Below are 19150 nucleotides of genomic sequence, written 5' to 3'. Positions count from 1 at the left end.
GCACCATTCCCGTTCAGGCGGACTGCTTCACCCGCATGTACCACTCAACGAGCCTTCGAACCTGTCGTTCCGTGTAGCCGCGCGCCACCATCCGCTCGACGAACTCGTCATGCTTGCGTTCGGTTTCTCCATCCTTTTTCGACCCGAAACTGATGACCGGCAGCAGGTCCTCGACCTGGCTGAACATCCGCTTCTCGATCACGTCGCGGATCTTCTCGTACGAGGTCCAGGACGGGTTGCGGCCGCCGTTGGACGCCCGGGCCCGGAGCGAGAACTTGACCACCTCGTTGCGGAAATCCTTGGGATTGGCGATGCCGGCCGGCTTCTCGATCTTGGTCAGCTCGGCGTTCAGCAATTCCCGGTTCAGCATCTGGCCGGTGTCGGGGTCCTTGAAATCCTGGTCCTCGATCCATGCATCGGCGTAGTCCAGGTAGCGGTCGAAGAGGTTCTGGCCGTAATCGTTGTAGCTTTCGAGATAGGCCTTCTGGATCTCGTGGCCCAGGAATTCGGCATAGCGGCCGGCGAGCTCCGACTTCAGCGTCGCCAGGTACGTGGCCTCGGTCTCGGGCGGGAATTGTTCGCGCCGGATCGCCTGTTCCAGCACATACATCAGATGCACCGGATCGGCCGAGATTTCCGTCGAATCATGGTTGAAGGTGGCCGAAAGGACCTTGTACGCGAAACGGGTCGAGATGCCGTCCATGCCTTCGTCCACGCCGGCGGCGTCGCGATATTCCTGCATGGTGCGGGCCTTGGGGTCGGTCTCGCGGATATTTTCGCCGTCATAGACCCGCATCTTGGCGAACTGGGTCGAGTTGGCGTGCGGCTTCAGCCGCGAGAGGACCGCGAAGCGGGCCAGCATTTCCAGCGTGTTGGGCGCGCAGGGCGCGTCGGCCAGGCTGGAGGACTGGACCAGCTTTTCATAGATCCTGGTTTCCTCGGCCACGCGCAGGCAATAGGGGACCTTGATCACGCAGACGCGATCCAGGAACGCCTCGTTGGTACGGTTGTTGCGGAAGCTCTGCCATTCGGCCTCGTTCGAATGGGCCAGGATCACCCCGATGAAGGGGATGCCGCCGATATTCTCGGTGCCGACATAGTTGCCCTCCTGCGTCGCGGTCAGCAGGGGGTGCAGCATCTTGATCGGCGCCTTGAACATCTCGACGAATTCCAGCAGCCCCTGGTTCGCGCGGTTCAGCCCGCCCGAGAAGCTGTAGGCGTCGGGGTCGTTCTGGCTGTAATGCTCCAACTGGCGGATATCGACCTTGCCGACCAGGGCGGAGACGTCCTGGTTATTGTCGTCGCCCGGCTCGGTCTTGGCGATGGCGACCTGCCGCAGCCGCGACGGATGCATCTTGACCACCGTGAAGCGCGACAGGTCGCCGTCGAATTCCTCGAGCCGCTTCAGCGCCCAGGGGCTGGCGATGCCGGTCAGCATCCGGCGGGGAATGCCATATTGCCGTTCGAGCGCCTGGGCCATGCGGTCGGGATCGAACAGGCCCAGCGGATTCTCGAAGACCGGGCTGAGATGGCGCCCGGCCTTGAGCACGTAGATCGGCTCTTTCTCCATCAGGCCCTTCAGCCGTTCGCCGAGCGACGATTTGCCGCCCCCCACCGGACCCAGCAGGTAGAGAATCTGCTTGCGTTCCTCGAGCCCCTGGGCGGCATGGCGGAAGAAGCCCACGATCTGTTCGATCGTCTCTTCCATTCCGAAGAAATCGGAGAAGGCCGGATAGACCCGGATCGTGCGGTTCATGAAGATGCGCGACAGGCGCGGGTCGCGGGACGTATCGACGGTGCGCGGCTCGCCGATCGCCTTGAGCATGCGTTCGGCCGCCGTGGCGTAGCAGGACGGATCGGCCCGGCACAGGTCGAGATAGTCCGACAGGGTCATCTCGACCTCGCGGCGCTGATCGCGCATCGCGTTGGCCAGGGAAAACACAGTGGTGTCAGAAGCCATCGGCAGATGTCTCCGAACGGCGACCCGATCCGCGTCGGGCGGGCGACCGTCAATCATGGGCGATGTTTCCCGGGTGGAGACCGATCCCCGTCCGGGAAGGAATGTCAGCCTGAAACGCCTGGCGGGCGACCCCGCGCGGGCGCGCCTGTCTCGCTGTATTGAAGAGCTATTTCATGCTTGCGGCTTTTCAAGCCGCGCATGATGTGCTCTACCGTCACGGTCAAATTTTTCATCCAATGCTCATCCCCTTGTCAGGCAAGCCCTTGTCAGGCGGGTTGGCATGCCGCGACCCCGGGCAGAGGCGGCTCGGCAAGCACGCGGTGTCGCGGGTTGGCAGGGCAGCGGATTCTGTGGGTGGCCACGTCCAACGGTATCGCCGCAGATAGTCGCGATTCAACCTAAATCGCACGATAGGCCGAAACACTCCCCAGCTTACACGGGTTTTTGCAAACCGGATCCGAGGCCGGGCGCGCGCCGCCTAGCGGAAGGCCACGCGCAGGCCGTCATAGGCGGCCTCGACTCCCTGGGGGAGGTTTTCGGCCATCCAGGCCCAGTCCATGTCGGTGCCCATATGGGTCAGGATCACGCGGCGCGGACCGATTCGCGACCGCCATTCCAGGACCCGGTCCAGCCAGGCATGGGCGCTGTGGGCGGCGGATCGCTGAAAGCAGTCCACCAGCCAGGTCTCGACCCCTTCGAGGGCCGCCAGGGCCTCGGACGGCAGTTCGACCACGTCGGTGGAATAGGCGATGTTGCCGCAACGCAGCCCCAGCGACAGGGTGCGGCCATGAATCTGCTCGAACAGGGTCAGGCGCAGGCCCGCGACGTCGATCGTCTGGCCCGCATGCACGATATGGGGCACCACGACCGGCCGGTAGAAGCCGGGGGGCGACCAGGGCCGGAAGGCGTAGCTGAAGCGATTTTCCACCTCGGCCAGCACGGACGGCGTGCCGTAGACCGGCAGCGGCCGGTCGATGATGCGGTTGATGCCCCGGACCTCGTCCAGTCCGGCGATATGGTCGGCGTGGGCGTGGGTGTAGAGAATGGCGTCGAACCGGTCGATCCGCTGCGCGAGCAACTGGTCGCGGAGGTCGGGACCGGTATCGACCAGGAGCGCCCGGCCATCGGCGCCGCGCAACAGGACCGAGGCGCGGCTGCGCCGGTTGCGCGGTTCGGCCGGGTCGCAGACGCCCCAGTCGCCGGCGCCGCCGGGGCCGCCGATCATCGGCACCCCCGCGGACCCGCCGCATCCCAGCACCACCAGTTCCATCTCTCAGGCCGCCCGGCTGAACAGGCGATGGAAATTGGCGGTCGTGAGCTCGGCCAGCGCCGCGGGCTCGATGTCGCGGAGTTCGGCCAGGCGCCCGGCGGTGTCGGCGACGAAGGCGGGTTCGTTCCTGCGACCGCGATGCGGCACGGGCGCCAGGTACGGCGAATCGGTTTCGACCAGCAGCCGGTCGGGCGGAATGGCCCGCGCGACGTCGCGCAGCGCGTCCGAGCGCGGAAAGGTCAGGATGCCGGAGAAGCTGACATAGCCGCCCAGTTCCAGCCCGACCCGGGCGAGTTCCGGCCCCGAGGCGAAGCAATGCAGCAGGAAGCGGAACGGCCCGCCGGCCGCGACCTCATCCCGCAGGATCGCCGCCACGTCGTCATCGGCGTCGCGGGCGTGGATCACCAGGGGCAGGTCCATCCGGCGCGCCGCCTGGATATGGGCCCGGAAGCGCGCCTGCTGCAGCGGGCGCACCGCCTCGGCGCCATGGAAGTAATCCAGGCCGCTTTCGCCGATCCCGATCACGCGCGGATCATCGGCCAGGGCCACGATGTCGACCGCGTCGGCCACCGTGCACTCTTCGACATGGTCGGGATGGGTACCGACCGTGCACCAGACGCGCAAATCCGGCCGGCTGAAGCGGGTCAGGTCCTTCTGCTGCGCGGCGCGGGACAGGCGGGTGCCGATCGTCACCATGCCTTCGACCCCCGCGGCGCGGGCGCGATCCAGCAGGTCGGGGATCGCATCGTCGGGGAAATGGTCGAGATGGCAATGCGAATCGATCAGGCCCGTCATGACGGCGTATCCTCGACATAGCGGGGGAAGATGCCCTGCGGCGCGGGGAGCGCCCGGCCGGCCGGCAACGGGGTCGCCAGCGCGGCGAACGTGCGCTCGTCCTCGGCCACGCCGAGCTGGGCCAGCAGCCTGGCCATGCTGTCGGGCATGTAGGGCTGAAGCATCGTGCCGATGACGCGCAGGGCGTCGGCCAGCACGCGCAGGACCACCGCCATGCGCTCGGGATCGGTCTTCTTCAGCGCCCAGGGGGCCTGACGGTCGATATAGGCGTTGCAGGCGCGGATCGCCCGCCAGACATCCTCGAGCGCGTCGGTCAGGGCGCGGCGGTCGATCTGCTGGTGCATCAGGGTGGGCAGGAGGTCGGCCTGGGCCAGCAGGGCCAGATCGTCCTCGGTCCGGGCGCCGCATGCGGGCAGGAGGCCGCCGCAATTGCGCGCGACCTGCGACAGGGTGCGCTGCGCCAGGTTGCCCAGGTCGTTCGCCAACTCGACATTCATCCGGTTGATGATCGCCTTGCGGCTGAGGTCGCTGTCGCCGCCGAAGGGCATTTCGCGCAGCAGGAAGAAGCGGACCGGATCCAGCCCGAATTCGGCGACCAGTTCGCGCGGGTCGACCACGTTGCCGAGCGACTTGCTCATCTTCTCACCCTCGATGGTCCACCATCCATGCGAGAACACGCAGTCGGGCAGGTCCAGCCCGGCGGCCATCAGCAGGGCCGGCCAGTAGACCGCGTGGAAGCGCAGGATGTCCTTGCCCACCAGATGCAGGTCGGCCGGCCAGAAGGGCGCGCGCGGGTGATTGGGGTCGGGGAAGCCGACGGCCGACAGGTAATTGGCCAGCGCGTCGACCCAGACATACATCACATGATCGGCGTCGCCGGGCACCGGGATGCCCCAGCGGAAGCTGGTGCGGCTGATCGACAGGTCGCGCAGCCCCTGGCGGACGAAGCTGGCGACCTCGTTGCGGCGGGACGCGGGCTCGACGAAGCCGGGGCGGGTTTCGTACAGCGCGAGCAGCCGGTCGGCGAAGTCGGACAGGCGGAAGAAATAGGAGGGTTCGCGCACCCATTCGACCGGCGCGCCGGTCGGCGCGACCCGCGTGCCGTCGGGGCGGGTGAGCAGTTCGTCCTCGTTGTAGAAGCTTTCGTCGCGCAGGGCGTACCAGCCCTCGTACGCGCCGAGATAGATGTGGCCGTTCGCGGCGATCCGTTCCCACAGCGCCGAGGCGCCGGCGATGTGGCGCGGTTCGGTGGTGCGGATGAAATCGTCGTACGAGACGTTCATCGCGTCGTACATCGCGCGGAAATCGGCCGAGACGCGGTCGGCGAAGACGATCGGTTCGACCCCGGCGGCCTGGGCGGCCTGTTCGACCTTCTGCCCGTGTTCGTCGGTGCCGGTCAGGAAGAAGACGTCATGGCCCGCCAGGCGCTTGAAGCGCGCCACCACGTCGGCCGCGACCGACGTGTAGGCATGGCCGATATGAGGCGCCCCGTTCACATAATAGATCGGTGTCGTGACGTAATAGCGCCGTGTCATGTTCCACTCACCAACGACAGGCCGGACAGGATGGCCTGATGTTTATCCAGATTGAATCGTTCCGTCTCGGCCCGCAGATGGACCAGTTCGCGCCACAGATCGATCGCGTGGTCAGGCCGCGGCACCGGATTGCCGGATGCGGGCAGGCGCGCGGCCGTCCGCGTGCGCACCGATATGGCATCACACAGCAGATCGAAGAAGACTGAAAACCCATTCTCCCGCTTCAGGATCGTCTCGGCAATCTCATACATCATCCCTGCCCCCACCGGCCCCGCCAGCACCTGCTCGACCAGGGCGCCCAGCGCGCCGCCGTCGCCCGCCAGCAGGGCCAGCGCACGGCCCGGCGCGCCATGGGACAGCGGGATGACGCGGGCGATGTCCCCGGCATCGGCCGCGCTTACCCGGGACAGGACCGCCTGCATGTCCGGCGCGGACAGCGGGCCGAGCTTCAGGATACGGCAGCGGCTGCGGATCGTCGGCAGCAGGCGGCCCGGGGCGGCGCAGGTCAGGACCAGGATCGCGCGGGGGGGCGGTTCCTCGAGGATCTTCAGGATCGCGTTCGCGGCGCTGCGGTTCATGTATTCGGCGCCGTCGACGACCACGACCCGCCATCCGTCCTCGGCCGCCGTGCGGTGCAGGAACCGGCCGATCGGCCGCACGTCGTCGGCCACGATTTCGGCGCGCATGCGCTGGCGCTTCTCGTCCACGCCGCGCGCGATGCCGAGCAGGTCGGCGTGGCTGCCGGCGGTGATGCGCCGTCCGGCGGGGCTGTCGGGGTCGGTGCCGTTCAGCAGCAGACGGGCCATCCAGAAGGCGAACGTCGCCTTGCCGATGCCCTCGGGCCCCGTCAGCAGCCAGGCGTGATGCAGCCGGCCGCCGCGCAATGCCGACTGGAAGGCCAGGCGCGCGTCATGGTGGCCGACCGGCTGCGGGGTGTCGCGCGGCTGCGGCGGCACGTCCTAGACCGTCCCGGACGCTTGTGGGGGGGCGGCCAGGCGGGCATCGACCAGGGATGCGACGTCACGGGCGACGTCCGCGGCCGGACGGTCGGCGGGCACCGGAAGACAGCGCCCGGGCTGGGCGCGGATCGCCGCGGCGAACCCGTCGGCGACCCGGCCATGGAAGGACTCGTCGGCGGATTCGTAGCGGTCGGCCGCGCCGCCGCGGGCACGCAGCCGTTCCAGCGCGCGGGCGCGCGGCACGGCCAGGACCAGGGTCAGGTCCGGCATCAGCCCGAGCCGCGCGGTCAGCGCCGCGATCAGGTCCAGAATGTCGGGATCGGCGTGGCCCTGGCCATATCCCTGATAGGCCAGGGTGGAATCGACGAAGCGGTCGCACAGCACGATGGCGCCGCGCCGGAGCGCCGGGCGGACCAGCCGGTCGACATGATCGAACCGGGCCGCGAAATGGCCCAGGATTTCGGCGCGCAGCGACAGGTCGTGCCCGCCGAACAGCAGGAAGTCGCGCAGCGCCTCGGCCCCCGGGGTGCCCCCGGGTTCACGCGTGCAGACCACGTCGTGCCCGGTGGCGCCCAGATGGGCCGCAAGGTGCCGGACCTGGGTGGATTTTCCCGCCCCCTCGCCCCCTTCGAACGTGATGAACAGCCCGGGCACCGCGATCAGTGCCGGCCGAATTTCTGGCCCAGCACCGTCGAGGCGCGGGCGAACAGGCCCAGGCGCGCCACGTCCTGCCCCGCCACCAGCGGCATGCGGATATCGGCCAGGCCGGGATTCGAGATCACCAGGTCGCCCAGAACCTGGCCCGCCGCCACCGGGGCGGGAACCGGCGCCTGGTAATCGACCCCGATATGCGCGCGGGTCCGCCAGCCATGGGGCAGGGTCATGACGATGTCGCGCGTCGCCACCAGGGCGACGCCGGGCTGCGTGCCCAGCCAGACCGGCGCGTGCTCGACCACGTCGCCCTTGCGGAACAGGGTGGCGTTTTCGAAATTGGCGAAAGACCATTCCAGCAGGCGTTCGCCCTCATGCGCGCGGGCGTTGCTGGAGGGCATGCCGTTCAGGGCGAGCACCACCCGATTGCCGCCGCGATCGGAGCTGGCGCACAGGCCGAATCCGCCAGCGTCGGTGTGGCCGGTCTTGAGCCCGTCGGCCAGCCCCTTGTCCACCAGGACGTTGCGGTTGCCCTGCGAGATCTTGTTGAACCGGTAGTCCTTCTCGGAGAAGAAATGGTAATATTCGGGGAAGTCGCGGATCAGCCGGACGGCCAGGACCGCCACGTCGCGCGCCGACATGTAGTGATTGTCGGCGGGCCAGCCGGTGGCATTCATGAAATGCGAATTGGTCAGGCCGATCTTCGACGCCGCATCGTTCATCAGCGCGACGAACTGGTCCTCGGACCCCGAGACGCCTTCGGCCAGCACGATGCAGGCATCGTTGCCGGACTGGATGACCATGCCCTGGATCAGGTCCTGCACCGCGATGCTTTCGCCCAGCGGCACGAACATCTTGGACCCCTGCATCCGCCACGCCTTCTCGCTGACCGGCAGGGCCTGGTCCAGCTTCAGGCGGCCGGATTTCAGCATGCCGAACACGATATAGGCCGTCATCATCTTGGTCAGCGACGAGGGGGGCATGCGCTCGTCGGCCGCCTTCTCCAGCAGGGTCGCGCCCGTGGTGACGTCCAGGATGCAGGCCCAGCGCGCCAGCGTGTCCACCGGACCGACCGGGGTCGCCGCCGGCGGTCCGGTGGGCGCCGCGCCGTCCTGCGCCGAATCGTCGGGCGCGGGCGCAGGCGCGGGATGCGCGGCGTGGGCGTGGGCCGGGGCCGCGTGGCGCCGGCGGGGCGCCGCGAGCGCCTGGGAACCGGTCGCCGCCATTGCGGCGGTTCCGGCCAGAAGGAACCTTCGGGTCTGCACGTTCATCCCTATTCGACGACGATCCGGGCCCCGGTTACTCCGGCACCCATTACCTGGTCCAGCCCCTGGTCGGCGGCCTGGACATTCGTGAACGGGCCGACATGGACCCGCCACATCGCGCGGCCGCGCGCGCGGACCGGAACGACCCGCCCCCCGGTGCGCGCCGCGGCGATTTCGGCGTAGCGCAGGGTGGAAAAGGTGCCCACCTCGACGAAGAGCAGCCCGCCTTCGACGTAACCCTGGCGCACCGCCGGGGGCAGGCTGCCCATCAGGGGCGCGATGTCCGCCGCGCCGGCCACGCCGGACGGCGCGGCGACGATCGTGCCGCCACCCGTGCCGTCCAGCGATTCGGCGCGGACCTGTCCGACCGGCGCCGCGCTGACGTCCAGGTGCTGCCCGCCCGGCAGGGACTCGGCCAATTGTTCGTTCTGGACCTCGAGCCCGGTGACGGCGACGCGGGCGGGTGCCGTGCCGATCCCCAGCAGGGCGGCGGCGCGCGGGGTCAGGCCGATCAGCCGGCCGGGCGAGACGGGGCCGCGGTCATTGACCCGCACCGTGATCTCGCGCCCGTTTTCCAGGTTGCGCACCGTGACGATGGCCGGCAGTTGCAGCGTGGCATGGCTGGCCGTCATGGCACCGGCATCGTAATGCTCGCCATCCGTGGTGACGAAGGGCGTGCGGTCGGCGTCGGCCACCGCCAGGCCCGTGGCCTGATAGGCGAAATCTTCCTGCGGATAGCGCCAGACGCCGCCCATCTTGTAGGGCGCACCCACCACGTAATGCGGCGCGGCCGGCGGCAGTGGCGGTTCGGCCCGGCGGTGGCAGCCCGCGAGCCCGAGGACCAGCAGTTCCATGGCAAGCAGGCCCGCGAGGCGTGGGCGCGTCACAGGGCGCGTCACGTCACGTCGCGACCCAGCAGGCCGACCGCCAGCGCGTAGAAATCGGACGGGTTGTAGCGCCTGATGACAGAGAAATTGCGGTATACCATGAACGCCTCGCCGCCCGGCCCGTCGGGGCGGATCACCGCCCCCCTGATGTCGGTGCGCGAGAAGCGCCGCCCGTCCAGGCGGGTGACCCCGCGATCCATCCATTCGCCCAGCGTGCGGACCGCGCCGCGGCCCAGTTCGGATTGCGCGAGCACGGGGGGCACCGCGATTTCCTGCCCCCAGGGTTCGCCCGGCACCCAGCCGCAGCGGCCCAGATAATTGGCGATCGAGCCGAAGACGTCGGGCTCGCTGGTCCAGATGTCGCGGCGGCCGTTGCCGGCATAATCGACCGCGTAGCGCAGATAGGCGCTGGGCATGAATTGCGGCTGCCCCATCGCGCCGGCATAGCTGCCGGTCATGTTTTCCGGCGCGACGTCGCCGTGGTCGAGGATGCGCAGCGCGTTCATCAATTCGGCGCGGAAAAAGGACGCCCGCCTGCCGTCATAGGCCAGGGTGGCCAGCGCGTCGGTGATGCGAAAGCTGCCCGTCCGGGTGCCATAGGCCGATTCCAGGCCCCATATGCCCATCAGCGGCTGCGGATCGGCGCCGTAACGCCGGCTGACCGCGCGCAGCAGCCCCATCCGCATGGCGGATGCCGCCTTGCCGTCGGCCAGCTTCTTGGCGGTCAGGACGCGCTGGCGGTACTGTGCCCAGGTCAGGGTGAATTCCGGCTGATGCTGGTCCAGTTGCAGCACGCGTGCATTCGGCGCCTCGAGCGCCAGCGCCCGGCCGACGATCGAGGGCGACAGGCCCTGGGCGAGGGCGTCGGCACGGATGCCGGCCAGGAAGGCGGCGTAGGATCCCGCCTGGGATGCGCGCGCGCGAAGGGGCGCCGCGGCGGCCAGCACGGCGCCCGAAGCGGCCGAAATCAGAAAATCACGACGTCCTGTCATGGGGAAATCTGTGCCACATTCCCCGGCAGGCTTTCAATCCTCGCCGCCAGGCTCTCATGATTTGTCTCATGATTTATCACTGGTCCGCCCCCATGATTTGTCGGTGGCGGCGAAGCGTGCGACAAGGACCCGCGACCGGGGCGGCGATCGTCGCCCGAATGCCCGCGCGGAACGGGCCCCGTGAGCGAAAGGCTTGGGCGAGAGGCTTGATGCAGTGAGGATTTCGACCCGTCCGCCCCGGCCGAACCGACGGCCGGCAGCCCGTTCTTCATGATGATGTTCCCCTCTCTTCCCCCTCTTCTGGCCGATGCCGGCAATTCGCCCCTGTTTCAGGCGGCGGTGATCATCGTCGCCACCTTCATCCTGGAAGATGCAGCGACCATCCTGACGGCGATGGAGGTGCAGTCGGGCCCGGTCGCCATGCCGCTGGCGCTGGGGGCGCTGTATGTCGGCATCGTCGTCGGCGATCTGGGGTTGTACGGCCTGGGGCGCCTGGCGGCGCTCTGGCCGCCCGCGCGGCGGTGGGTCAACCTGCCGAGCGGCCATGACGGGCAACGCTGGTTCGCCCGCAACGTTTTTCGCATCGTCTTCATCAGCCGCTTCATCCCCGGCGCGCGGCTGCCGCTCTATACGGCGTGCGGCTTTTTTCACGCCAGCATCGCCCGCTTCGCCGCTGCCGCGGTCATGGCGACGCTGATCTGGACAACGCTGCTGTTCGCTGTATCGCTTAGGGTCGGCCAGTTTCTGATCGACCATCTGGGCGAATGGAAATGGCTGGGCATGGCCGGTTTTGCGCTGACTATCCTTCTTGTCGGCCGGATCGTGGCCAGTGTGCGGAGTCCGTCCCGATGAACCATGCCTCGACCGCCGCCCCTGCCCCGGCCAATCCTGCGCAGCCGGCATCGCCGCTGTCGATGTTCGAATTCTGGCCGGGCTGGATCTTCTATACCCCGATCGTGCTGTACTGGATCGCCATGGGGGTGCGGCACCTGGATTTCAGCCTGCCCACGGCGGCCAATCCGCGGATCGAGACCGGCGGCCTGTGCGGAGAGAGCAAGACGGCCATCCTGGACATGGCCGGCGAGACGGCCGGACGCTGGATCGCGCCCTACACCACCATGACCACCACCGGTTCCGCCGAGGACGCAGCGGCGGCGCGGCAGGCGCTGGCGCAAGCCGGGCTGGCGCTGCCGATCGTGCTGAAACCCGATATCGGCTGCAACGGCACCGGCGTGAAGCTGGCCGCCACGCCGGCGGAGCTGGCCCGGGCCGTGGCGCAGTTTCCGCCCGGCACGGGCCTGATGCTGCAGCGGCTGATCCCCTTCGAACATGAGGCCGGGGTGTTCTATATCCGCCATCCGGACGAGCCGCGCGGGCGGATTACCTCGCTGACCTATAAGGAAGCGCCGGTCATCGTCGGCGACGGACGGTCCACCGTGCGGCAACTGATCGACGCGGACGCACGCACCGGGCTGGTGCCGCATTTGTACCTGCCGCGCCTGGGCGCGCGCGTGCATGACGTGCTGCCGGCCGGAGAGCCGATGCGGCTGGTCTTTGCCGGCAATCACTGCAAGGGGTCGATCTTCCGCAACGGCGCGTCCGACATCACCCCTGCCCTGACCGAACAGATCGACCGGATCATGCAGGATATTCCGGATTTCCATTTCGGCCGGATCGACCTGAAATTCGAATCCATCGCATCGCTGCGCCTGGGCCGGGGGTTCGAGATCATCGAGATCAACGGCGTCGGCTCCGAGGCGACCCATATCTGGGATTCGCGCACGACGCTGCGCGAGGCCTACGCCGCGCAGTTCAGCCACTACCGGGAGACGTTCCGAATCGGCGCCAAGAAGAAGAAGGCCGGATGGCGTTCCAGCGGCGCGCTGACCATGCTGCGCTCGTGGCGTCGGCAACGGAAATTGCTGGCGTCCTATCCGATGAACGACTGACGGTCCGGTCGAATCTGGGGGCGAGTCTCTGGGCGAATTTCGGGGCGAATCGGACGTCTCAAGCGGATCGTGATTTGGTGGACCGATGTCATCACGTGAAAATGCGCGGCAAAACAAACGTCTTGGAGCATGCGCGGGTCAATCCGATCCTGGCGTCGAATCGGAGGGCAGGCCGCCATTACCGAAGATGTAATTGCTGACCTGCTGTTCGAGACTGACGGCCTCTTGCGCATTTGTGATGACGGCGCCGGGGGCCAGGTGGGTGGGCGCCTTGCCGGGCTGGACCATCAGCGCGTCCTCGTCCGTCATGGTCGCGCTGCCGATCGTCACCGCGCTGTCGGCCGGAAGCTGCAGGGCGCGGTCGACGGTGAAGCCGACATTGGCCATGGCGCTGACCGGATCGAGGGTGATGGCGGTGACGCGGCCGACCGGCACGCCCGCCAACTGGACCTCGGCCCCCACATGCAGCCCGTTGGCCGATATGAACCGGGCGGTCAGGTGGTAGCGGTCATGGCCCAGATCGACCTGCGACGCACGGGCATAGGCGTAGAACGCCCCGGCCACCAGCAGAACCAGTCCGCTGAACACGATCGCGCTGCCATTTTCTCGCGCCAAGCGCTCCTCCTGCTCCATTCCGTGCCGAACTTCGGCCCCGGCGCACGCTATCCGCTTGCCGAAGGCCAGGAAAGTAAGGCACCACAATATTGTAATTCACCATGGACGGCCGGACAATGACACTCATCCAAGCCATAGTGATCGCCATTCTTCAGGGGGCGACGGAATTGTTCCCCGTCAGCAGCCTGGGACATGCCGTGATCGTCCCTGCCCTGCTGGGCTGGGTGGTCGACCCGAGCGGCGACATGTTCCTGCCGTTTCTGGTCATGCTGCACCTGGGCACCGCGATCGCGCTGCTGGTCTTCTTCTGGAAGGACTGGGCCGCGATCGTGCGCGGCATCTCCGGCCGGGACGGCAGCCAGCGCCAGGCCGAGAGCATCCATATCGTGGCGCTGCTGGTGGTCGCGACCATTCCGGCGGTCATTATCGGCTTTTTGCTCGAACATTGGCTGCGCACCCTGTTCGGAACGGCGCGCTTTGCCGCGATCTTCCTGTTCCTGAACGGGTTGCTGCTGCTGCTGACCGAACGGATCAAGGCGCGGCAATCCATGACCGAGGGCGGGGCAATCGCGTCGCTGACCTATGCCGATGCCGCGATCATCGGGCTGTGGCAGTGCGCGGCGTTTTTTCCGGGCATTTCGCGTTCGGGCGCCACGATCATCGGCGGGCTGTTCCGCAACCTGAACCATGAAGGGGCGGCGCGCTTCTCGTTCCTGATGGCGCAGCCTGTGATCTTCGCGGCGACGGTGCGCGAGGCCATGCATCTTCGCCATGTCGCCGTCCCGCAGGGCCAGATGCAGTTGGCCGCGATCGGCGCCGTCGTCGCCGCGATCACCGCCCTGGCCAGCACCGCATTCCTGATGCGCTATTTCCACAACCATGAAAAATGGGCGCTCAGCCCGTTCGCCTATTACTGCCTGGCGGTCGGCGCCGCGTGCTTTTTCTATCTGGGCCGGTGATCCGCGACATGGTCCGACGCCTGACCGCCCCCCTGCCCCTGCTGGCCCTGCTGGGTCTGGGGGCGGCCGCCCCGGCCAATCTGGCGGTGCAGCCCATATCGCGCATGGATACGCCCTGGTGGCACCAGCGCTTCGCGGAAAAACAGGACGAGATCGCGCATGGCCGCTACGACCTGGTCTGGCTGGGGGATTCGATCACCCAGAACTGGGAGCGGCGCGGCCCCGAGGACTGGCGGGATTTCGCCCCGGTCTGGCAGCATTATTATGGTGACCGGCATGCCATCAACCTGGGATTCAAGGGGGACAGCACGTGCCATGTCCTGTGGCGCCTGGCGCATGGCGAGCTGGAGTTCCGCACGGCGCCGCGCCTGTTCATCGTCCTGATCGGCGCCAATAATTTCGGCCATGTCCATACCGATGCCCGCCAGACCTATGCCGGCATCGTGCGGATCGTGGACCAGATTCATGCCCGCCTGCCGGCGACGCAGGTGCTGCTGCTGGAGGTGCTGCCCTCCATCCGTTCGGCCTGGGTGAGCGAGAATACGCGGACGCTGAACCGCATGATGGTGGCCGAGGTCCGGATCGGCCGGCCGTGGCTGCACCTGCAGGATGCCGGCGCGGCGCTGGAGCGCGACGGCGCGCCGGACCCCGGCCGTTTCCTGGACCCGCGCCTGGTGCCGCCGGACCCGCCCCTGCACCCCACCACCGCTGCGCAGCAGGAGATCGCACGCCTGATCGAACCTACGGTCGCGGCGATCCTGGGCGACCGGCCGCACTGAACGGCGTGCCGCCGATCGTTGCGATACAGCATGCATGCGATGTGCTATCCTGAATTTCATGGCTCTTCATTCACCTACGCCCGCTTCCGCGCCGGGGCGCCTGCGGCTTCGGAAATCCATCCAGCAGATCGAATCGGAAAGCCAGGATCACGGGCTGCACCGGACGCTTGGCCCGATCCAACTGATGATGCTGGGGATCGGCTCGACGATCGGCGCCGGGATCTATGTGATGACCGGGACGGCCGCCGCGGAATATGCGGGGCCGGCCATCCTGCTCTCGTTCCTGGTGGCCGGCCTGGCGTGCCTGTTCACGGCGCTGTCCTATGGCGAACTTGCCTCGACGATGCCGGTTTCGGGTTCGGCCTACAGCTATGCCTATGTCTCGATGGGCGAAGGGGCGGCGTGGGCGGTGGGCTGGCTGCTGCTGCTGGAATATGGCGTGTCCTGCGCCGGGGTCGCCGCCGGCTTTTCCGGCTATGCGACCAGCCTGCTGCACGATCTGGGCGTGCATGTGCCCGCGTTCATCTCGACCACGCTGGTGCAGACCCAGCCGACCGTGCATGGCGCCAGCCTGCTGGTCGCGCCCAGGCTGGACCTTGTGGGGGCGGCTTCGGTCCTGCTGGTGACGTTCCTGCTGGTGCTGGGGATCCAGGAATCGGCGCGGATCAATACGCTGGTCGTGTTCGTCAAGGTCGGCGTGCTGCTGCTGTTCCTGGCGTTCGGCCTGCGTTACATCCACCCGTCCTATCTGGAACCATTCATCCCGCCGCGTGAGGACGGGTTCCATTACGGGGTGCCGGGCATCTTTCGCGCGGCCTCGGTCATCTTTTTCGCCTATGTGGGATTCGAGACGGTGTCGACCGCGTCGGCCGAGGCGCGCAATCCGCGGCGCGACGTGCCGCTGGGCATCATCGGCTCGCTGCTGATCTGCACGCTGATCTATATGTGCGTCGCCGTGGTGCTGATCGGCGTGGTGCCGTTCCGCCGGCTGAACGTCGCCGATCCCCTGGCGATCGCCGTCGATGCGATCGGGCAGCCCTGGCTGGCGCTGCTGATCAAGGTCGGGGCGGTGATCGGCCTGTGCTCGGTGATCCTGGGGCTGCTTTACGGCCAGACCCGCATTTTCTTCACCATCGCGCGGGACGGGCTGCTGCCGAAGATTTTCTGCAGGCTGCATCCGACCTTTCGCACGCCGTGGATCGGGACCATCCTGCTGGGCCTGGTCGTGGCGGCGGCGACCGCCACGCTGCCGATCGACATCATCAGCGACCTGGTCAGCCTGGGCACGGCGGCGGCATTCGGCATCGTGTGCTTTACCGTCATCTGGCAGCGCAATGCCCGCCCCGACCTGGCGCGTCCCTTCAGCGTGCCACTGGGCGGGGTGCGGGTCGGCGGGGTCTGGATCGGGCTGGTGCCCAGCCTGGGCATCCTGTTCTGCCTGATCATGGCCGGGCCGCTCTTTCTGGACATGATCCGTGCCCTGGCCGACGGCAATCCGCTGCCGGCCCTCCTGCTCGGCGGCTATATCGTCCTGGGGGTGCTGGGCTATGTCCTGTATGGCCATTCCCATTCGCACCTGGGCCGCGACAAGCGAACCGCCACGGTCTGATTTTGCGGGCCTCGACGAGGCCTGTCGGCCCGGAGATGAGTCCTGCAAGTCAGGACGGGGACGCCGCCTGACTTATACCAATCCATTTGGACATTGACCGTTTGGAAGACAGGTCGGGCTCTGCCCGAACCCGGCGGGGGCCACGGGCCCCTGCACCCCATTACATTGATAAATAATCGGTTTCCAAAGGCACCGCCTTTGGCGGGGTTCGGGGCAGCGCCCCGAAAAAGAGAGCCCGAAAAAAGAGAGAACAAGACGGTCAATCATGACACGCGCTGGCATGACACGCGCTGGCATTAATCCATTGATCCGCAATCGGTTCCCACCGGCATCACATCCCTGGGGCAGCGCCGGGGCCGGTATAGGAGCCTGGCGGCGGGCGGTCGATCGCCGGCGAGATCACGCCCGGTGCGGTCAGCACGTCCTGCCCCGATTGCGACGCGACATGGGCCATGCGCTCGCGCGGCAGGGCCTCGGGGCAGTGGTCGCGCAGGAAGAGGATGATCTTCTCGCGGATGTCGCAGCGCAGGTCCCAGCTCTGCATGGCCGAGCGGGCCGAGGCGATCACGCGGATCGTCATCACCTGCGCCGAACAGTCCGCGACCTGGACGTCGAACACCTTGCCGTCCCATAGCGGGCTTTCGCGCACGATGTCGTGCAGCCGGGCGCGGATCCGGTCCATCGGGGCGTGGAAGTCGAGATACAGGAACACCACGCCGATCAGCGCCGCCGAATTATGCGTCCAATTCTGGAAGGAATTTTCCAGGAAATAGGAAATCGGCACGATGTGCCGCCGCCAGTCCCACACACGCAGCACGACATAGGTGGCGGTGATTTCCTCGACCCACGCCCAGTCGCCATTGATGATGATCAGGTCTTCCATCCGGATCGGCTGGGTCATCGCGATCTGCATGCCGGCGATGAGGTTGGTCAGCAGCGGCCGGGCCGCCAGGCCGACCAGCAGGGAGGCGGCGCCGGCCGACGCGAACAGGCTGAGGCCATATTCGCGCACCGATTCGAAGGTCATGAGCGCCGAGCCGACGGTCAGGACACCGATCAGGATATCCGCCATGCGGCGCAGTACGCGCACCTGCGTCTTATGGGTGCGCAGCAGGATGTCGTCGCGATCTTCCTTGCCGTCTATCCGCGCCAGGTAGGCGTCCGACAGCACGCGCATCGCCACGATCGCCGCATAGCCCAGCATCAGCACGAACAGCACCAGCAGTCCCCGGCCCGTCATCTGCATCATGCGATAGGACAGGCCGGACGCCGGCAGCGCGGTCGCGACGAAGATGATCGCCAGCGTGATCCGCGCCGGACGCCGCATCGCCAGCGTGAAGGAACGGACGAAGGCCCCGCGCTTTTGCCCCGGGATGCGCAGGACGAGCTTGGTGGTGATCCGGCTGACGATCTCGGCCATCAGCACGGCCGCGCACAGGACCAGGATCGAGGCCACGATCCCGGGCAGCCAGCCGAACGATCGGCGAAGGTCGATCAGGAGAGCAAGAAAGGCGCTTTTCACGAAATCCGTTCCGGTCTGTGGCCCGGCCGGGGCCGGGTGGCGCGCCATGAATGGCGCCATATCAAGGGAAAAGGCTTTTTTCTTTAACCATGATGACAACAGGTGCATCAATCGCGATCAACGGGTTGACTTTGGATGACGGGGGGGATATCTCCCCAACCACCGACGCGATGGCGGCGTAGCTCAGCGGTAGAGCAGGGGAATCATAATCCCTTGGTCGGCGGTTCAAATCCGTCCGCCGCTACCATGCGTCGGGATTCCCCCCCTTTATGGCAGCGACGCGCGATCCTTGCATCAGGCCGGATCGAACGCCGACCTGTCGTCCCGGCGGCGCCAGGTTTGTCGTTTCAGGCCGAGGCGGTCCAGCACGTCGCACACCGCCCAGAAGACGGGTGCGCGACGGCGGCCGAGCGCCGGAATCCGCCAGATGTCAAACGGAAGCGAAAGAAATGGGTTGCGGCGGCCATATGCCCAGATTTCAACCCTGATCCCGGGCTGCAGGCTGGGACCGCGCGCATGGAAGCCGGACGTGTCGGCCACGATCAGCGTATTGGCCGGCACGGCGAAGGCGCGTGGCGCGTCATAGCCGAGGCGGCGCAGATCTTCGGCCGAGATCCGGAACGAGCCGCGGCCGCTGAGGCGGTCTGGGGTGTGGCGCGCCGTCATGCTCATACGGCGTTCCCATGCCCGGCGCGCCGGCGTGAGGATGTGCGAACCAGGGACATAGACGAACGGGCCGGCGCCTTCCGCGACGTCGGTCAATGTCAGCCATGCCTTGACGGTCGGGTGGAACGTGTCGGCATGCAAGGCCGTCTGCGGGTCCGGCGGGCCGTCGACGGCGCCGGAGAGGATCGTCTGCAGGTAGCAGACCGGCTCGGCATCATGACTGCCGACGAAACGCAGCAGGCGGCGCCAGAGCGGATCATCGAGGACTCGGCCGAGCGCGGGCATGCGTCGCAGGGCCGCCGGATCGAGCGCCAGGCGGCGGGTGATCGTGTCGCCCTGGATCGTCTCACGCGCCGATCCGCGGAAATCCCTGGCCTGACGCAGCACCGCGGCGAACATGTCGGGCGACAGGAAATCCGGGACCAGGACGAAGCCGTCACGCCGGAAGGCGGCGGCATGATCGGCGTCCAGGGCCTGGCCGAGGCGGCGGCGGCGGCGATCGGCCAGCCAGTGGGCCAGGCCCTGGCGCGCGTTATGCAGGCCGAGCGCGTTGAGCCGGCGGCTGCCGATGATCGGGTTGTCGCGGAACGATTTCGCGCCGGTCGCGAGCTGGGCCACCCAGACCGGCGGCATCAGCAGCCGGGATGGTATTTTGCGCGCCAGGCTCGGTAGATCGATTTTCATGAAAAATTCCGGATGACGCGCCGTTCTGGGATGATGCTGGCGGCAGCCTGCGC

Annotated in this window: 17 protein-coding genes and 1 tRNA gene; 6 read left to right on the top strand and 12 right to left on the bottom strand. The window is 67.5% G+C overall.

The features are described 5' to 3' along the window. Positions 1-13: 13 nt before the first annotated feature. The 9 genes from AAC691_RS02185 to AAC691_RS02145 all read right to left on the bottom strand — a co-directional run bounded on the left by AAC691_RS02185 (position 14) and on the right by AAC691_RS02145 (position 10314). Positions 14-1960 (bottom strand): PrkA family serine protein kinase, encoded by a 1947-nt coding sequence (locus tag AAC691_RS02185; protein WP_342628798.1) that lies wholly within the window; start codon positions 1958-1960, stop codon positions 14-16. Between the two features lie 478 nt (positions 1961-2438). Next, positions 2439-3230 carry an MBL fold metallo-hydrolase gene (locus tag AAC691_RS02180; protein ID WP_342628797.1) on the bottom strand — a complete coding sequence of 264 codons (792 nt, stop codon included), beginning with the start codon at positions 3228-3230 and terminating at the stop codon, positions 2439-2441. A gap of 3 nt (positions 3231-3233) precedes the next feature. Beyond that, a complete protein-coding gene (locus AAC691_RS02175) occupies positions 3234-4025 on the bottom strand; it encodes a TatD family hydrolase (RefSeq protein WP_342628796.1) in 792 nt (263 codons plus the stop codon). After that, a complete protein-coding gene (gene metG, locus AAC691_RS02170) occupies positions 4022-5560 on the bottom strand; it encodes a methionine--tRNA ligase (protein WP_342628795.1) in 1539 nt (512 codons plus the stop codon). Before metG ends, AAC691_RS02175 begins: the two co-directional genes overlap by 4 nt. Further along, positions 5557-6516 (bottom strand): DNA polymerase III subunit delta', encoded by a 960-nt coding sequence (locus tag AAC691_RS02165; RefSeq protein ID WP_342628794.1) that lies wholly within the window; start codon positions 6514-6516, stop codon positions 5557-5559. The genes metG and AAC691_RS02165 overlap by 4 nt, the downstream gene beginning before the upstream one ends. Positions 6517-6519: 3 nt before the next feature. After that, positions 6520-7173: a dTMP kinase gene (gene tmk, locus AAC691_RS02160; RefSeq protein ID WP_342628793.1), complete on the bottom strand. Its 654-nt coding sequence runs from the start codon at positions 7171-7173 to the stop codon at positions 6520-6522. Between the two features lie 5 nt (positions 7174-7178). Then, on the bottom strand, positions 7179-8441 hold the full coding sequence (locus AAC691_RS02155) for a D-alanyl-D-alanine carboxypeptidase family protein (RefSeq protein ID WP_408906045.1): 1263 nt from the start codon (positions 8439-8441) through the stop codon (positions 7179-7181). Positions 8442-8443: 2 nt separating this feature from the next. Then, positions 8444-9322, bottom strand: coding sequence for an RlpA-like double-psi beta-barrel domain-containing protein (locus AAC691_RS02150; RefSeq protein ID WP_342628791.1), 879 nt, complete (start codon positions 9320-9322; stop codon positions 8444-8446). 8 nt (positions 9323-9330) lie between these two features. Next, positions 9331-10314, bottom strand: coding sequence for a lytic murein transglycosylase (locus AAC691_RS02145; RefSeq protein ID WP_323991004.1), 984 nt, complete (start codon positions 10312-10314; stop codon positions 9331-9333). Positions 10315-10590: 276 nt separating this feature from the next. Between AAC691_RS02145 and AAC691_RS02140 the strand changes: the two genes are divergently transcribed. Next, positions 10591-11166 carry a VTT domain-containing protein gene (locus tag AAC691_RS02140; RefSeq protein ID WP_323993678.1) on the top strand — a complete coding sequence of 192 codons (576 nt, stop codon included), beginning with the start codon at positions 10591-10593 and terminating at the stop codon, positions 11164-11166. Beyond that, on the top strand, positions 11163-12263 hold the full coding sequence (locus AAC691_RS02135) for a D-alanine--D-alanine ligase (RefSeq protein ID WP_342628790.1): 1101 nt from the start codon (positions 11163-11165) through the stop codon (positions 12261-12263). The genes AAC691_RS02140 and AAC691_RS02135 overlap by 4 nt, the downstream gene beginning before the upstream one ends. A gap of 138 nt (positions 12264-12401) precedes the next feature. On the opposite strand, the gene AAC691_RS02130 is transcribed toward AAC691_RS02135, so the two are convergent. Then, complete coding sequence (locus AAC691_RS02130) at positions 12402-12878, bottom strand: MlaD family protein (protein WP_323991002.1); 477 nt, start codon at positions 12876-12878, stop codon at positions 12402-12404. 116 nt (positions 12879-12994) lie between these two features. On the opposite strand from AAC691_RS02130, the gene AAC691_RS02125 reads away from it, so the two are divergent. The 3 genes from AAC691_RS02125 to AAC691_RS02115 are packed head-to-tail and all read left to right on the top strand — an operon-like array spanning position 12995 to position 16225. After that, entirely contained in the window at positions 12995-13837 is an 843-nt protein-coding gene (locus AAC691_RS02125; protein WP_323991001.1) for an undecaprenyl-diphosphate phosphatase, read from the top strand. Positions 13838-13845: 8 nt separating this feature from the next. After that, positions 13846-14616: a GDSL-type esterase/lipase family protein gene (locus AAC691_RS02120; protein ID WP_342628789.1), complete on the top strand. Its 771-nt coding sequence runs from the start codon at positions 13846-13848 to the stop codon at positions 14614-14616. A 58-nt stretch (positions 14617-14674) separates the two neighbouring features. Then, a complete protein-coding gene (locus AAC691_RS02115; protein ID WP_342628788.1) occupies positions 14675-16225 on the top strand; it encodes an amino acid permease in 1551 nt (516 codons plus the stop codon). Between the two features lie 331 nt (positions 16226-16556). Here AAC691_RS02115 and AAC691_RS02110 read toward each other — a convergent pair whose 3' ends face one another. After that, positions 16557-17747 (bottom strand): mechanosensitive ion channel family protein, encoded by a 1191-nt coding sequence (locus tag AAC691_RS02110; protein ID WP_342628787.1) that lies wholly within the window; start codon positions 17745-17747, stop codon positions 16557-16559. Between the two features lie 172 nt (positions 17748-17919). Between AAC691_RS02110 and AAC691_RS02105 the strand changes: the two genes are divergently transcribed. Continuing rightward, positions 17920-17994: transfer RNA gene (locus AAC691_RS02105), tRNA-Met, on the top strand. Between the two features lie 47 nt (positions 17995-18041). On the opposite strand, the gene AAC691_RS02100 is transcribed toward AAC691_RS02105, so the two are convergent. Beyond that, on the bottom strand, positions 18042-19097 hold the full coding sequence (locus tag AAC691_RS02100) for a phytanoyl-CoA dioxygenase family protein (RefSeq protein ID WP_342628786.1): 1056 nt from the start codon (positions 19095-19097) through the stop codon (positions 18042-18044). Positions 19098-19150 lie beyond the last annotated feature (53 nt).

The sequence above is a fragment of the Nguyenibacter vanlangensis genome, from assembly GCF_038719015.1.
Taxonomy (GTDB): Bacteria; Pseudomonadota; Alphaproteobacteria; order Acetobacterales; family Acetobacteraceae; genus Gluconacetobacter; species Gluconacetobacter vanlangensis.
Note: the sequence above shows the minus strand (reverse complement) of the source record. Positions and strands in the feature narration are given on the sequence as shown.